General features: G+C 41.7%; 12 protein-coding genes and 1 pseudogene. 9 read left to right on the forward strand and 4 right to left on the reverse strand.

Annotated elements, in window-relative coordinates; translation table 11 throughout:
• Positions 1-2: 2 nt before the first annotated feature.
• A complete protein-coding gene (gene ilvN / locus ASL19_RS00160) occupies positions 3-536 on the reverse strand; it encodes an acetolactate synthase small subunit (RefSeq protein ID WP_006277889.1) in 534 nt (177 codons plus the stop codon).
• A gap of 216 nt (positions 537-752) precedes the next feature.
• Here ilvN and ASL19_RS00165 point away from each other — a divergent pair, with 216 nt between their 5' ends.
• The 5 genes from ASL19_RS00165 to ASL19_RS00190 all read left to right on the forward strand — a co-directional run bounded on the left by ASL19_RS00165 (position 753) and on the right by ASL19_RS00190 (position 5,225).
• On the forward strand, positions 753-995 hold the full coding sequence (locus ASL19_RS00165) for a TIGR02450 family Trp-rich protein (protein ID WP_057176809.1): 243 nt from the start codon (positions 753-755) through the stop codon (positions 993-995).
• A 448-nt stretch (positions 996-1,443) separates the two neighbouring features.
• A complete protein-coding gene (bchL, locus tag ASL19_RS00175) occupies positions 1,444-2,310 on the forward strand; it encodes a ferredoxin:protochlorophyllide reductase (ATP-dependent) iron-sulfur ATP-binding protein (RefSeq protein WP_006277886.1) in 867 nt (288 codons plus the stop codon).
• A 210-nt stretch (positions 2,311-2,520) separates the two neighbouring features.
• The gene (locus ASL19_RS00180) at positions 2,521-3,054 is read left to right on the forward strand and encodes a DUF5331 domain-containing protein (RefSeq protein WP_006277885.1); all 534 of its coding nucleotides are present in this window, start codon (positions 2,521-2,523) and stop codon (positions 3,052-3,054) included.
• A 30-nt stretch (positions 3,055-3,084) separates the two neighbouring features.
• Positions 3,085-4,488: a ferredoxin:protochlorophyllide reductase (ATP-dependent) subunit N gene (locus ASL19_RS00185; RefSeq protein ID WP_006277884.1), complete on the forward strand. Its 1,404-nt coding sequence runs from the start codon at positions 3,085-3,087 to the stop codon at positions 4,486-4,488.
• Between the two features lie 515 nt (positions 4,489-5,003).
• A complete protein-coding gene (locus ASL19_RS00190) occupies positions 5,004-5,225 on the forward strand; it encodes a hypothetical protein (RefSeq protein WP_006277882.1) in 222 nt (73 codons plus the stop codon).
• Positions 5,226-5,236: 11 nt separating this feature from the next.
• On the opposite strand, the gene ASL19_RS00195 is transcribed toward ASL19_RS00190, so the two are convergent.
• Entirely contained in the window at positions 5,237-7,840 is a 2,604-nt protein-coding gene (locus tag ASL19_RS00195; RefSeq protein WP_057176811.1) for a chloride channel protein, read from the reverse strand.
• Between the two features lie 19 nt (positions 7,841-7,859).
• Complete coding sequence (locus tag ASL19_RS00200; protein ID WP_057176812.1) at positions 7,860-9,188, reverse strand: TldD/PmbA family protein; 1,329 nt, start codon at positions 9,186-9,188, stop codon at positions 7,860-7,862.
• 328 nt (positions 9,189-9,516) lie between these two features.
• Here ASL19_RS00200 and ASL19_RS00205 point away from each other — a divergent pair, with 328 nt between their 5' ends.
• The 4 genes from ASL19_RS00205 to ASL19_RS00220 are packed head-to-tail and all read left to right on the forward strand — an operon-like array spanning position 9,517 to position 14,448.
• Positions 9,517-10,128, forward strand: coding sequence for a DUF1788 domain-containing protein (locus tag ASL19_RS00205; RefSeq protein WP_057176813.1), 612 nt, complete (start codon positions 9,517-9,519; stop codon positions 10,126-10,128).
• Between the two features lie 9 nt (positions 10,129-10,137).
• Entirely contained in the window at positions 10,138-13,638 is a 3,501-nt protein-coding gene (gene brxC / locus ASL19_RS00210; RefSeq protein ID WP_057176814.1) for a BREX system P-loop protein BrxC, read from the forward strand.
• Positions 13,639-13,681: 43 nt separating this feature from the next.
• Positions 13,682-14,056 (forward strand): DUF433 domain-containing protein, encoded by a 375-nt coding sequence (locus ASL19_RS00215; protein WP_006277877.1) that lies wholly within the window; start codon positions 13,682-13,684, stop codon positions 14,054-14,056.
• Positions 14,053-14,448 carry a hypothetical protein gene (locus ASL19_RS00220; RefSeq protein WP_057176815.1) on the forward strand — a complete coding sequence of 132 codons (396 nt, stop codon included), beginning with the start codon at positions 14,053-14,055 and terminating at the stop codon, positions 14,446-14,448. Before ASL19_RS00215 ends, ASL19_RS00220 begins: the two co-directional genes overlap by 4 nt.
• 49 nt (positions 14,449-14,497) lie before the next feature.
• Here ASL19_RS00220 and ASL19_RS18875 read toward each other — a convergent pair.
• Positions 14,498-14,591 (reverse strand): annotated as a pseudogene (locus ASL19_RS18875) (IS200/IS605 family transposase); the annotation flags it as partial.
• Positions 14,592-14,806 lie beyond the last annotated feature (215 nt).

Consider the following 14,806-nt stretch of genomic DNA (forward strand, 5'->3'; position numbering starts at 1 on the left):
ATCTAGTATTTTTGTGCTAGTACTTCTCTGGGAATTGATTTCAAAAGTTCAGTATTGACACCGGATTCGCGAGTGAGAGAAATTTTGCCTGTGCGGGCAATTTCCTTCAAACCGAATTTTTGTAAAACCTGAACAATTGCTACCATTTTCCCAGGGTCTCCTACCACTTCTATGGTCAGAGAATCTTCCGCTACATCAACTACCCTAGCACGGAAAATCTGAGCCAGTTCCACCACTTGGGATCTGTTGGTGCTATTGGCATTTACCTTTAAGAGCATCAATTCCCGCTCTACACAGGGAGTTTCTGTAACGTCTTGTACCTTTAATACATTAATCAATTTATATAATTGCTTAGTTATTTGTTCAAGTACGCGGTCATCTCCAGGTACAACCATAGTAATGCGGGATATTCCCTCCTGTTCAGCAGGACCAACAGCTAAGCTTTCAATGTTAAAGCCACGACGGGCAAATAAACTAGCAATGCGAGACAAGACTCCCGCTTCATCTTCTACAAGAACTGAAAGAGTATGTTTCATGTTCGTCAAAATGGAATGGGTAAAGATAACTAACAACAGACCGATTATAGAAGAAAAGAACGCGTAGAACAACTGGGAGCGGAGCAGTGTTTGCGCGGAAATGGAGTGTTATAGCAATTTTATAGGTTGAGTTTAATAGGGTGACTCAACAGATTATGATGATAATTAGATGATAATTAATTGTGTATATCTCTCCGTATACTTATATTATTTCCGATGGCTAAAAAACAAAAGTTTCCTTATTTACTTGGTTCTAAGTGGACAGCTCAACAAAAAGTGGATGGTTGGAGACACTTTCAAGTTGTTAATCGTAAAAATCAAGGTAATTGGGTATATGCGGAAATGGTAGCAGCATGTGATCCAAAAGTGCGTTTTTGGATAAATGCTAAACTATTACAGGACAATTCCCAATGGCATCCGGGTTGGCAATCTTTAGTAGAAATCAACAATAAGACGTAGTATCACTTAGCGATCGCCTTTATCCATAATCCTTTTTCGGGGATTATAGGGGAACGCTATTCTATTTTAATAATAATTTACATAAAAGCTCAACCTAGTATTAAATCTCCCCAATCCCCATATTTCCGTCTTCCTATCCTAGCACCTACCTGGATTACCCCCCATAATGGCTAATTTGTTTTTTGTAACTATTTTTAGTGTAAAAGTAATAAAAAATTGATTTAGAGCTAAATATAGAGATTTTTTAAGATTTAAGGGACATTTAACCCATAAAAAATCAGTTTTGCTTGTAAATTCTACATTTAGAGCAGAATTTCGTAGTTGATTGCCCTTTGCTTTATGGGGAACTTGGATAATAATGACAATCACAGACCTTGAGAAATTACCTGGTAAAAACCCAGGATCTCTGTGGAACCGAAAAGAAAAACTATTCACAAGATGAGAAATTATGAAATTAGCAGTTTATGGAAAGGGCGGTATTGGTAAATCTACAACCAGCTGTAACATATCCGTGGCCCTTGCCAAACGGGGTAAAAAGGTACTACAAATTGGCTGTGACCCAAAACATGACAGCACTTTTACCCTGACCGGGTTTTTGATTCCCACCATCATTGACACCCTGCAAGAAAAAGACTATCACTATGAAGATGTGTGGCCAGAGGATGTCATTTACCCTGGATATGGTGGTGTTGACTGTGTAGAAGCTGGTGGCCCACCTGCAGGTGCAGGATGTGGTGGCTACGTGGTAGGTGAAACTGTCAAACTCTTAAAGGAACTCAATGCTTTTGATGAGTATGATGTGATTCTATTTGATGTTTTGGGCGATGTGGTTTGTGGTGGTTTTGCTGCACCTCTAAACTATGCTGATTACTGTTTAATTGTCACTGATAACGGTTTTGATGCACTCTTTGCTGCTAATCGCATTGCTGCTTCTGTCCGTGAAAAAGCCAGAACTCACCCCTTACGTTTAGCAGGTTTAATTGGTAATCGCACCGCGAAACGGGATTTGATTGAGAAGTATGTAGAAGCAGTGCCAATGCCTGTATTAGAGGTATTGCCATTGATTGAAGATATTCGTGTTTCTCGTGTTAAGGGTAAAACCCTGTTTGAAATGGCAGAATCAGACCCCTCACTCAATTATGTTTGTGACTATTATTTGAGTATTGCTGACCAAATTTTAGCTCAACCAGAGGGGGTTGTTCCCAGTGATGCTCCTGACCGGGAACTGTTTTCCCTGTTGTCAGATTTCTATTTAAATCCCACTAAACCACAGACTAATAACCAGGAACAAGAATTGAAACTGATGATGGTCTGAGGTGTTTAATTAGGGGTGAAGATTAGGAACCCAGTTGCAGCAAAATAGCTATCGAAAAACAGTTTCATCTTATCTACAATTGTCCTTTAGTCTCCCGTATCATGGTCAGTTGCTGTTATATTACACATAAAACACAGCAGTTCTTGAAAACCTGATTTTTCTGCTTGGTTTTTTCACCCAACAATTTAGTTTTTACCGGATAGGGGAAATATGGCTTTCTTCGATAGTTTTACTGATGCAATTAAACAAAAGTGGTTACATTTTTTTGAGGTTAATCGTGAGTGGATTGTGGTGCAGATGGCTGCACAATCAATGTCTACCCCTGATGGAGGTAAACGTCCTTCTTCTTACCTGATCCTGGGTGTGGTCAACGCTTTGGAACCTAAACTTGCTCAGTTGATGTTTCCTTTTGCTAAGTTGAATCCTGACCCCGATATTTTAATTGAGGTTCTGGGATTAAATTTTGACCCCGACCTTGCTATTGCAGGTCAAGCACGTAATCTGGATGATGGGAAAGTATATTCCGATGCACCTAGTGTGGTGGGAGAAAATCCTTCACTGGTGAATAGGTCTCTAGGGTTGAATTTACCGGATGATGATGAATTCGATGATTTCAACCAATCCCATGAGACGGGTGAGTTGGTTTCTGACGTTTGGGGCGGAGATTCTTCTGGAAATGGCGAGGAACTACCTCCCAGGGTTTTTGATGGTTCGGAAATGGCCCGTCTCTTCCCCGAAAATTAAATAAATATAAATAAAGGAGAGAAAAATTAAATGACAGTGACTGCGGAAAATACTGCTTTAACTTTTGAATGTGAAACCGGTAATTATCATACTTTTTGTCCCATTAGTTGTGTAGCTTGGTTATATCAGAAAATCGAGGATAGCTTCTTTTTGGTAATTGGCACTAAAACTTGTGGTTATTTTCTTCAAAATGCCATGGGAGTAATGATTTTTGCTGAACCCCGTTACGCAATGGCTGAATTGGAAGAAGGTGATATCTCTGCTCAGTTGAATGATTTTAATGAGTTAAAAAGACTTTGTGAACAAATTAAACGCGATCGCAATCCTAGTGTAATTGTCTGGATTGGTACTTGTACTACTGAAATCATCAAGATGGACTTGGAGGGATTAGCTCCCAAGTTAGAAGCGGAAATTGGTATTCCTATTGTGGTTGCTCGTGCAAACGGATTGGATTATGCTTTTACCCAAGGTGAGGATACGGTTTTAGCTGCTATGGCTAATCGTTGTCCTGCTCAAACACCAGTAACTGAAACGGAAAAGAACGAACGGAATGCTATTCAAAAGTTACTACATTTTGGGAAGAAAAAGGAAGAGGTAATTGAGGAAGAATCGGAATATGTCAACCATCCACCTTTGGTATTATTCGGTTCTTTACCAGATCCTGTGGTTACCCAATTAACGTTAGAATTGAAGAAACAGGGAATTAAGGTTTCTGGTTGGCTTCCTGCAAAGAGATTTACCGAGTTACCAGTAATTGAAGAGGGCTATTATGTTGCTGGTGTTAATCCCTTTTTAAGTAGGACTGCAACAACCTTAATGAGAAGGAGAAAATGTAAACTAATTAGTGCACCATTCCCCATTGGTCCAGATGGTACCCGTGCATGGGTGGAGAAGATCTGCTCGGTTTTTGGTATTACTCCCCAGGGTTTGGAAGCAAGGGAAGCACAAATTTGGGAAAATATAGAGGATTATGTGAAGTTGATTCGCGGTAAATCTGTATTTTTCATGGGTGATAACCTGTTAGAAATTTCCCTAGCTCGGTTCCTAGTTCGCTGCGGAATGACCGTACCAGAAATTGGCATCCCTTATATGGATAAACGTTACCAAGCAGCCGAACTATCTTTACTAGAAAAGACTTGTCAAGAAATGGGTGTTGCCTTACCTAAAATTATCGAGAAACCAGATAACTATAATCAAGTTCAGCGGATTTATGAATTAAAACCAGATTTAGTAATCACTGGGATGTCTCATGCTAATCCCCTGGAAGCAAGGGGGATTAATACTAAGTGGTCTGTGGAGTTTACCTTTGCACAGATTCATGGATTTGGCAATGCGCGGGACATTTTGGAATTAGTCACCCGTCCTTTAAGGAGGAACAATAATTTGAAGGACTTGGGTTGGGATAAACTGGTGCGAGAAGCAACTACAGCTTAAGAGATACAATTATTTGTAGGTTGAGTTATTAAACTCAACAAACCCACGGGATCTCGCCAACTACCCGTTATTGCTTGAATTAATCCACACTTGGTCCATGGGGGAGACCGGGAATTGATTCCCGGTCTCAGTTGTGTTTTCCACCCACAAAAAACCTCCATAACTCATGGGAAGACCCACGAGTTAGCAAAGAAACTAATTAATCACAATGTGTCTTACCAGAATACTCATAACCTCCCCTGAATTACCAGTTGGCGTGACTAGCTTGTGGAGCTACCTTAACCAGTCGGGTTTGACCGACTTGGGCTTTGAGTCTCCCCCACGGACCAGATGTGGATTAATTTAAACAATAACGGGTAATTATTGACAAATCATTCAAATGTCAACTAATTAAGATATTTAGGTTCCCAGCTATTGTAAAGGAAAGTTAATCAATTATATAATTTCTTCTTATTTCCAGTGCGGGTTGATTTTTTCAATTTCAACCTCGCGTTTTAGTTCAGGATGTGATTAAAATGCCCTTGTTTTTTCTAGTTCCAGTACTTACCGCTTGTATAACTGGTTATTTTTTCAATAAAAAAAATCTGGAGATTGCTTATATTGCTGGTATATTAACAGCTGTTACCCTGGTGGTGAGCCTGTTTTTAGCATCCTGGCAACTTCAGTTAGTGTTATTAGCAGTGATAATTTTCCTTTCTAACCAACTGTTGGCTAAAATTAACACCAATGACCGTTGATTCTGTGACCTCTAAATTTCTCCCCTAACTAGTATAACTGTACTATTAACACCGGAGGCAATAGTTTCAGGAATATTACCGTGGATTGCCTGTTGTAATAGTCCCTCCCGGGAAGCACCTAAAATCACCACGTCGAAACCTTCTGTATTAACCAGTTCAATTACTGCTTGACTAACCGACTCACCTTGTAAAGACGCAGCAATTACTTGACCATGGATGTTTCGGTTACGAATTAGTTGGCGAGTAGACTCCTCTAAAACGTGCATATCCGGTTCCTTTTCCCAGGGTTTGACCACCTGGGTAAGGCGAATTTCTGGATTTTCTACTAAGCTTACTAAAGCTGGTAATAACTTAATAGCTACGGGTGCATTTGGTCCTCCAGCCATGGGTACTAACCATCGATGAAAATTAGCAAGGTATGATTTATTATGCAAGCTACTTAATTTGACCAAAACAACATCACAGGTGGCTTGACGAATAATCGTGTCTACCACCGTACCAAAAATTCTTCCTGGTGTGGAGGTGTTTCCCTTCCAACCCATAAAAATTAAATCTATATGTCGTTCCTTAATGGTTTCTAAAATGGCCTGGGCCACATCATGAGCAACCCGTATTTGGGTGTGGATGGGAATTTGCCATTTTTTGGCTAGGGATTCGGCTTGTCTAAGTATTCTTCTGCTTTTTGTTGTTCTGACCTTAGTTTCAGAAGGAGAACTATGACGAGATACTAAAATAATCTGTAAGCATTCTAATTCATAATGGCGTTCTTGAGCAATTGTAGCAGCCATTTGTAATAGAGTTTCCGCTGTATCTGGATTAGATAGGGTAACTAATAGTCTACCTCTTCCAGTACTAGGCGATCGCGTTTGATATACCAGATATGATGGTTCTGGTTGAGGTCCAGAGGCGATATTTTTACAGTTAATGCTATCTGCTTCTGCTCTAATAATATCGCCACGAGTAATAATACCAAGAATTTTTTGTTTTTCTACCACCGGTAAGCGACTAATTTGGTGACGGTTTAGTAGGTATAAAACTTCCGTTAAGCCTTGGTCTGGTTGCACGGTAATAGGTCCCGGTGTCATAATTTCCCGTAAAGTAGTATGCTGAAACGGGTAAATGTTTTTAATATCTGACTGGGTAATAATTCCCACTAACTGACCCTGATCTACCACTGGAAACCCTCGATGATGAGAACGAGAAAAAGCTTGAATAGCCTCTTTTATAGACATCTGGACATCTAAGGTTTCTACTCGTTTTTGCATTACATCTTCAGCTTTTAATTTAGTTAAAACACCTTCAATAGGACTATTTTTTTCAATGGTAATCCCATTCAATTTCAGTAATTCATCATAGAGTGAACCTGGTACAAAGTAGTCTGCAACCAAATAGGCTGTTACAGCAACAATCATTAAAGGCAATACCAGATTAAAATCCGTAGTTAGTTCAAAAACAATGACAATAGCAGTAATAGGAACCTTAGAAACTGCACTAAAGAAACCACCCATTCCTGCTAAAGCGTAAGTATTAAGGGAACCAAAACCCAAGAATTGCACCTCAAAAACACCAATAATATGACCCAAACAAGAACCTAAAATCAAGCTAGGGCCAAATAATCCCCCAGGTGCACCCGAACCAAAAGCAATTAGGGTGAGAATAAACTGACTAATGAAAGTAATAGTAGCTAATAGCAAATTAGGCTCACTAGCAATCATGTATTCTCTCAAACCAGCATTATCTCGATAGTATTCTGGTAGCAAAGCCACAATCAACCCAGAAAGTAGACCTGCTAGAGCTACCCGTAAAGGTAAAGTGATATGGAATCTTTGATAAATTTTGAGACTAAGTCTTAGCCCATGACGGAATACAGCACTGAATAGGCCAATAATTACCCCTAAAAGCAGAAAAATGGGAATTTCTGGGAGGTAAAACTGAGCAGAATAGTTAACCAGTTCTCGATTAAGTTGTAAAGTTCCACCACCCAACAATCTAGAAATTACCCCCCCAATAAAACAGGCAATAATAGCAGTTCCCAGAGTTAATTCCGACAGGTCCTTCAGTAGTTCCTCAATAATAAATAATACTCCAGTAATGGGAGCATTAAAAGCAGCAGATAACCCCGCACCCGCACCTGCAGCAATCATTTGGCGACGATGTTCAGGAGATGTGGGTACTAAACGGCTCATCCCCGCAGCCAAACCCGCACCAACCTGTATAGTCGGTCCCTGTCTCCCCAAGATTAAACCCGATCCCAAGGTAAAAATAGTACTAATTAACTTAATCCCCGCCACTTGCCAAGATAACCTGATAGGAACATTACCTAAACTGGCTTTCACTTGGGGGATACCACTACCAGCAGCTTCCGGAGCAAATCGTTGGATTAACCAACCTGCAAAAAACCCGAACCCCATGCCAATCAACGGTAATACTAACCAAGCTGGTAAAATATGGGTACTATGAATACGCCATGTTCCTAACCATCCCGAACTCTGTTTGAGTAAAACAGCTGATAAAGCAGCTACAATACCAATAATAGAAGCCTCCGCGATCGCCAAACCCTTTCTGGGTCGCCAGATTTGACGAAACTGTTGAGCGAGTTGATCAACAATCAACATATAGCAACGTATAGACTTTTTAATAGGTTGTATTTATTCCATTTTTACCGATAATGGAAAGGCCTTCTACTACAAGAGAAGGAGTATAACAAGAACCATTCCAATCAGCATCACTACCGATCTTAACTACCTGCTTGAGTGCGGTATAAACATTACCAGCAACCATAGTATCCTTAACTCGACCTATAACTTCTCCTTTTTCCACTACATATCCCAAATCAACATTAATAGCAAAATCTCCAGAAATTCCCCCGCTCCCACCCAGCATTTGATCCACAATTAAACCCGTATCCATAGATTTAATTAACTCCAGCAGGGATTCTCCACCGGGTTGGATGAGAAAATTAAACATACCAGGAGCGGGGTAGCTACCTAGACCTGGACGAAAGCCATTACCCGTAGTTCCCATACTTAGGAGACCACCAGTAGTGCGATCGCTGTAGAAGTTGCGTAAAACCCCCTGATCAACAAATATCAAAGATCGGGTAGGGGTGCCTTCATCATCAAAAGGACAGCTATAGGGACCTGCTTGAGGATCCTGATATATAGTAAGATTAGGTGTCATAATTGACTGGCCCAATCTATCAGACCAGGGAGAAGCTCCTTCCCACACTTGTTTAGCATTTAGGGCAGCCTGTACAGTTCCCCAAAGCATATCAGCAGCTTTAGAGGTAAACAAAATAGGCGATCGCCGGGTGGGGGTAGGAACATTTTGTTCAGCCCAGGTTAATCGCTGAAGGATTTGATGTGCCACTTTTAGGGGGTCAAGTTGACCGCGTTGAGTTTGTCCATCAGCAACGCTTAAAAAATCATCACCTCTAACCCATTCGGCGGACATATAGCAACTGAGAGTAGTGTCACTGTAATCACAGTTTAGACCCTGACTATTAATTAACCTAATACTTTCCACATCGCATTCCCAGTCACCATTACAGACAACATCGGGATAGATATCACGTACCTGAGCGATCGCGGTTTTGCCCCAATTTATCAGTTGTTCTACGGATACGGAAATACCTATGTCGAGGTAGGATTGGGGAGAATGGGTTCCCAGTTCTACTGATTCTGGTTCATTTAGTTGACTCAGGGCCAGGGCCCGTTCTACCATCCCTGGGGGGTCTAAAGGACCGTAGGCCACAGTAAGTCCTGGACGCCCATTTTTCCACAGTCGGAGTGCAGCACCTTCGGATTGACTAGTTTCTAATTGTTTAAGACGATTAGCCTCAAAAAACACGGGACGAGAAAGTGAACGGGACTGATATACTTCTGCGGCCTCGGCCCCGGATTTTAAGGCTAGTTCCAGCAGCTGTTCAGCTTGTGTATCGTGGGAAAAGTTTGCAGGACCCATGTTCCTTAATTCATGATATGTGTTGACTTCTCCCCGCACTAAAGAGACGGGGATTCATTAGAACCGTTTTTGTGCGGAGGTTCGTTATGCCGAAAGTTCCACAAGCGTACTCTAATTGGCGCAGTCAAAGTCGCCTTACTGACTCCATCTAGAGCTAGTCCAAATATTGTCCATACTTTTGTGTTGCACCTACAAACAGCTTATCAAACCGGGGGAAAAAATTAGCAATTTCTTCCCCAAAAAGCAGGATCTCACAGTTGAAATAGTTTTTAAAAAATCCTAAACACATCCTTGTTTGGAAATAAAGATATAGAAGAGAATAAAGTTTATGGCACTAGATATAGAAACACAACCAATACAAGAGAGATTTCAGCACCTGCTAAAAGTTATTTCTGGCGATCGCTTTCTGAAAAAGCAGGGTTTAGGAAACGAAGTGCCATTTTTTATCTGTCCCTATAGACCAGAAGAGTCAGTAGAAATGGAATACATTCAGCAACAACTTACCAAGAGCCTCAATCAAGCTGGGCTTGGCGTGCTGGAAATTAACTTGTATAATCTTTCCATTGAGCTTTTACAAAAGCGAGGAGTGTGGGAGCAAATTCTGGATATTGAGCCTTCAGTTTCCAAAGAGCAACTCAAGGAGCTACTGCAAGGGGTTCTTGATCCCGAAAAGCATCTTGTACCAGCTATTGCGGAAAAAATGGCCCAGAGGGAATTCGCCGTTATGTTTATTTCCGGGGTGGGTGAGGTATTTCCTTACATTCGCTCCCATAACGTTCTCAACAACCTCCAAAGCACTGCCAAGGACCGCCCCACGGTAATGTTCTTCCCAGGGGCCTACACCCATTCCTTAGAAACCGGTCCATCCCTGGATCTCTTTGGGCGATTGCGGGATGACAAATACTACCGAGCATTTAATATCTTCCATTACGAACCATAGGACCACACCATGACCTTAAAGACTATTTTTCAGAAGCCAATTGACCGCCCCATTGAAGGAGTCATCAAAGCAGATGACGAAGCAAGCCTACGGATTGAAATTGAAGAATATGTACTCACTAACGAGATAGAGAAGCGACTGGAGGAATTTCTTCATGCTTACAACAATTACCAGGGTGCCAATGGGGTGTGGGTGTCAGGTTTCTTTGGTTCTGGTAAATCTCACCTGCTCAAGATGTTAGCACTGCTACTGGAAAATAGATCTGTGGATGGGATACCGGTACTACATTCCTTCCTACCCAAGTGCGGTGAAAATGAAATGCTCCGGGGTGACCTCAAAAAGGCTGTCTCCATCCCATCAAAAAGTATTCTCTTTAACATTGACCAAAAGGCTGATGTAATTAGCAAGACTGAAATAGATGCCCTCCTAGCTGTCTTTGTCAAAGTATTTGACGAGATGTGCGGCTATTATGGTAAACATGGCTATATTGCCCAATTTGAGCGGGACTTAGATAGCCGTGGTCAATATGAAAGCTTTAAATCAGCATACAAAGAAGTGGCCCATCGACCCTGGGAAGAAGGTCGGGAGCAGGCCCTGTTAGAGTCCAAAAACATTGCCATCGCCTATGGCCAAACCGTAGGTGGCGATGCGATCGCAGGGCAAGGAATTCTGGATAAGTATCGCAATCAATACAAGGTTTCCATTGAGGATTTTGCTAAAGCGGTTTTGGACTATGTGGAGCAACAAGGGAAAAACTTCCGTTTAAACTTCTTTGTAGACGAGGTAGGGCAATACATCGCCGATAATGTGAAATTAATGACCAATCTGCAAACCGTTGCAGAAAGTCTGGCTACCAAGTGTAGGGGACGCGCTTGGGTTATGGTTACCGCCCAAGAAGATATGGACTCAGTATTAGGAGAAGATAGTCGCCAACAGACCAACGATTTTTCCAAGATTCAAGCTCGGTTTGCCAACCGGATGAAACTTACCAGCCAAGATGTTGCTGAAGTCATTCAAAAGCGACTGCTCATGAAAAATGAAGTTGGCAAGAATGTGCTCTCAAAATTATATGATGACCAAGCGAATAACTTTAAGACCCTTTTTGATTTCGTTGATGGATCCCAGACCTACCGTAATTTTCAGGATCGGGATCACTTTATCCAGAGCTATCCTTTTATACCTTACCAGTTTCCCCTTTTCCAAGCTGCCATTCAAAATCTATCAGCTCACAATGCGTTTGAAGGCAAGCACAGCTCTGTTGGAGAGCGTTCCATGTTAGGTGTTTTTCAGCAAGTTGCTATACAGATTAGTGAATATGAGGAAGGTCAACTTGCCACCTTCGACCTCATGTTTGAAGGTATCCGTTCAGCACTAAAATCCAGCATCCAGCAAGCCATTTTACAGGCGGAGCGACACCTGCGTAACACTTTTGCTATCCAGCTGTTAAAAGCCCTGTTCCTGGTCAAATATGTAAGAGAATTTAAGGCAACACAGCGCAACCTCTGTGTGTTGATGTTTGATCGGTTCAATTGCCATATCACGGACTTGCGTAAGAGAGTAGAGGAAGGACTAAACCTATTAGAGCAAGAAACCTACATCCAGCGCCACGGGGAACTCTACGAGTATCTAACGGATGAAGAAAAAGACGTGGAACAGGAGATTAAGAATACGGAGGTAGACAAAAGAGCTGTTGCTGAAGAGTTAGAAAAGCTAGTCTTCGATCACACCCTCAAGCTGAAAAAGATTCGCTCCAACTCACAGGATTATCCCTTTTGTAAAAAGATAGATGATCGTCTCTATAGTCGGGAATGTGAATTGACAATACACATCATCTCCCCGTTCAATGAAAATGCTGAGAATGAAGATAACCTGCGCGCCCAGTCCATGGGACGTGATGAACTGGTAGTGATTATACCACCAGAGGAAAGACTCATGCGCGACCTTATCATGTACAAACAGACAGATAAATATATCAGCCAGAATGTGTCCATTACCCAAAAGGATTCAGTTAAAAGCATACTCACCGATAAGAATTCCCAGAATAGGCAACGCTACACAGATCTCCAGCAACGGGTACACACATTATTGAGTAAATCAAAACTCATCCTTAATGGCAGCTATATTGAAGTAGGGGGAGATGACCCCCAGAATCGCATCCTCAAGGGATTTGAGGATCTGATCCTCAAAACCTATCCCAATTTACAAATGCTGCGCGGTATGGTTTATACAGAAAAAGATCTGTCCGAGGCACTAAACAAACCTGAACAGCTTCGTGAAGACACCGAACCAGAGCAGGAGGTGCTTGCTTCCATTCAGCACAATAAAGATCTTGGAGTAAGGACAACCCTAAAAACGCTAATAGACAAATTTGAACGTAAACCTTATGGCTGGCATCATGCAGCCCTATTGCACAATGTAGCGAGTCTTTGTGCCCGAGGTAAGCTGGAAGTACGCTGGGACAGCAATCTATTGGATGGTAATGAGCTACTCAAAGCACTAACCAACACCCGTGACCACATGAACATCATTCTTGAACCGCAAATAGATTTCACTGCTTCCCAGGTACGGGCATTAAAGAAACTATATACTGACTTTTTTAACGAACCAGCTCCCAGCGGAGATGCCAAACTACTGGGACAAAAAACCGCAACCGCCATTTCCGACTTAATTGATAGGCTTGAAGCCCTTTCTACTTCACACTATCCCTTTAAAGAAAAACTTAGTAGTGCGATCGCCAGACTGAGAACCATAAATGGCAAACCTTATGCCTGGTATCTTACAGACCTTATCAAACAAGAAGATGAACTGCTTGACCTGAAAGAACAAACCATTGATCCGATTTGTACATTTATGAACGGTTCACAGCGAAACATATTCGATTCCGCCCAGGCGTTTGTTAAAGAGCAGGAAGCGAACTTCTGGAGAGTGAATGCTCCTCAAGAGAAAAAGGTGCAGGAAATACTCGCCGATCCCGACTGTTTCCGAGGCGATCGCATGCAGCAGTTAAAGGAATTGGTGACTAAACTGGGGGAAGAGATTACTACTCGGTTAAATAGAGAAATTGAGGATGCTGTAGCTATAATAGAATCACTACGAAGCAAACTGTTTGCTACGGCTGAGTTTCATGTCCTTAGCTCTGGTCAGCAAACTGAGATTGCTAGCTCATTTGATGAATATATAAAGGTTATCAAGAACCAGAAGCTCATCGCTGTAATCCGTGACAGAAAGAGCTACTTTGAGCAAGAGGAATACGAAAGGTTACGGCAAATAGTTTTTTGTACCCAGCCTGGTGTGGTAGCAGAGAAGGCAAATCAATACCATACTAATCAAGAAAAAAGATTAGTGGGGAATTGGCAAGAGACACAAAGTCTGTATGTAAGTCATTGTTCCATCCAGTTTAGTTTCGACAAAGAGTGGCTGGCAGATGAAACGGATGTAGAGCAGTATGTAGCTGTTATGCGAGAGGCATTATTGGCAGAAGTTCGCAGTGGGAGAAGAGTACAACTATGATAAAATACAAGTTAGTAAACACACATATTAAGAGGCTTTGACCATGACCCCAGCATCTAATAGAAAAACTGATATCATTCGTACAGAGCGAGGATTAACGATCGCAGGTACTCGCATTACCCTGTACGATGTGATGGATTACGTAACGGAAAACTATCCACCAAAGTTTATCCGTGCTATGCTCGATCTTACCCATGGACAGGTAAATGCTGCACTATCTTATATTGAAACATACCGTGAAGAAGTTGATGCAGAGTATCAGCTTGTCCTGAAGGAAGGCGAAGAACTGAGACAGTATTACGAAGAACAAAATCGTGAGCGAGTTGCCCGTATTGCGGCTAAGCCCCCAAAACCAGGTACAGAAGCCATTCGGGCAAAACTCCAAGCAGAAAAAGCCAAGTTTGCATCACGAGTATGAATTTTTTAGTTGATCATAACCTACGAGGGCATTCTGTTTTCCTCGCTGGGAGCTTTACTGCGAGTGGTTGGCTTGACTTGATATCGATTCGTTTTATTCTCTTTGAAGAAGTCGGTTTAGCTGTCACGAGCGATGATCGCGTTGTTTGGCGGTATGCTCAAGCCAATCAGATGATCCTGATCACCGGTAACCGAAGCATGAAAGGCAAAGATTCCCTGGAGCAAGTGATGCGGGAGGAAAATACCCCCACATCATTACCCGTCGTTACAATCGGTAATATTGATCGACTACTTTCCGAGCCAGATTATCGCAATCGCTGCGTTAATCGTTTGGTTGATATTGTAGTTGATATTGAAGAGTATCAAGGCGCAAGACGCATTTTCATCCCGTAATGCGCCGAATGCTAGAGCAATCCATTATAACGCTATAAGACAAGCACAACTAATGTTCAAGGGAATCTTGATTCTCTACATATTTTTTAAGTTGGTCTGACACCTCCACAACTAGCTACAAAATAAGCCCCGGTCCATAATACTAGTCTTTCCAATAAATCTTTTTTTTTAAATGGTCAGTCCTAGCATTTCATAATCTTTTTTGGGCTGAGGTATTGACAAGAAGTACCAATTCTCCATTTAATTACTTATAGACAACAGTAAAAGGGACTATACACAGTTTCATAGCCTACACAATAAGGCTGAATCTGGAACCATCGAACTAGATAGTGTAGACAAATACATAAGTGTATTCCAA

This window comes from Cylindrospermopsis sp. CR12 (genome assembly GCF_001432185.1).
GTDB lineage: Bacteria > Cyanobacteriota > Cyanobacteriia > Cyanobacteriales > Nostocaceae > Raphidiopsis > Raphidiopsis raciborskii.

Excerpts from the sequence above, each read along its gene's own strand:
- ilvN (WP_006277889.1), bottom strand. The coding sequence starts at position 536 with ATGAAACATACTCTTTCAGTTCTTGTAGAAGATGAAGCGGGAGTCTTG.
- ASL19_RS00165 (WP_057176809.1), top strand. The coding sequence starts at position 753 with ATGGCTAAAAAACAAAAGTTTCCTTATTTACTTGGTTCTAAGTGGACA.
- bchL (WP_006277886.1), top strand. The coding sequence starts at position 1,444 with ATGAAATTAGCAGTTTATGGAAAGGGCGGTATTGGTAAATCTACAACC.
- ASL19_RS00180 (WP_006277885.1), top strand. The coding sequence starts at position 2,521 with ATGGCTTTCTTCGATAGTTTTACTGATGCAATTAAACAAAAGTGGTTA.
- ASL19_RS00185 (WP_006277884.1), top strand. The coding sequence starts at position 3,085 with ATGACAGTGACTGCGGAAAATACTGCTTTAACTTTTGAATGTGAAACC.
- ASL19_RS00190 (WP_006277882.1), top strand. The coding sequence starts at position 5,004 with ATGCCCTTGTTTTTTCTAGTTCCAGTACTTACCGCTTGTATAACTGGT.
- ASL19_RS00195 (WP_057176811.1), bottom strand. The coding sequence starts at position 7,840 with ATGTTGATTGTTGATCAACTCGCTCAACAGTTTCGTCAAATCTGGCGA.
- ASL19_RS00200 (WP_057176812.1), bottom strand. The coding sequence starts at position 9,188 with ATGGGTCCTGCAAACTTTTCCCACGATACACAAGCTGAACAGCTGCTG.
- ASL19_RS00205 (WP_057176813.1), top strand. The coding sequence starts at position 9,517 with ATGGCACTAGATATAGAAACACAACCAATACAAGAGAGATTTCAGCAC.
- brxC (WP_057176814.1), top strand. The coding sequence starts at position 10,138 with ATGACCTTAAAGACTATTTTTCAGAAGCCAATTGACCGCCCCATTGAA.
- ASL19_RS00215 (WP_006277877.1), top strand. The coding sequence starts at position 13,682 with ATGACCCCAGCATCTAATAGAAAAACTGATATCATTCGTACAGAGCGA.
- ASL19_RS00220 (WP_057176815.1), top strand. The coding sequence starts at position 14,053 with ATGAATTTTTTAGTTGATCATAACCTACGAGGGCATTCTGTTTTCCTC.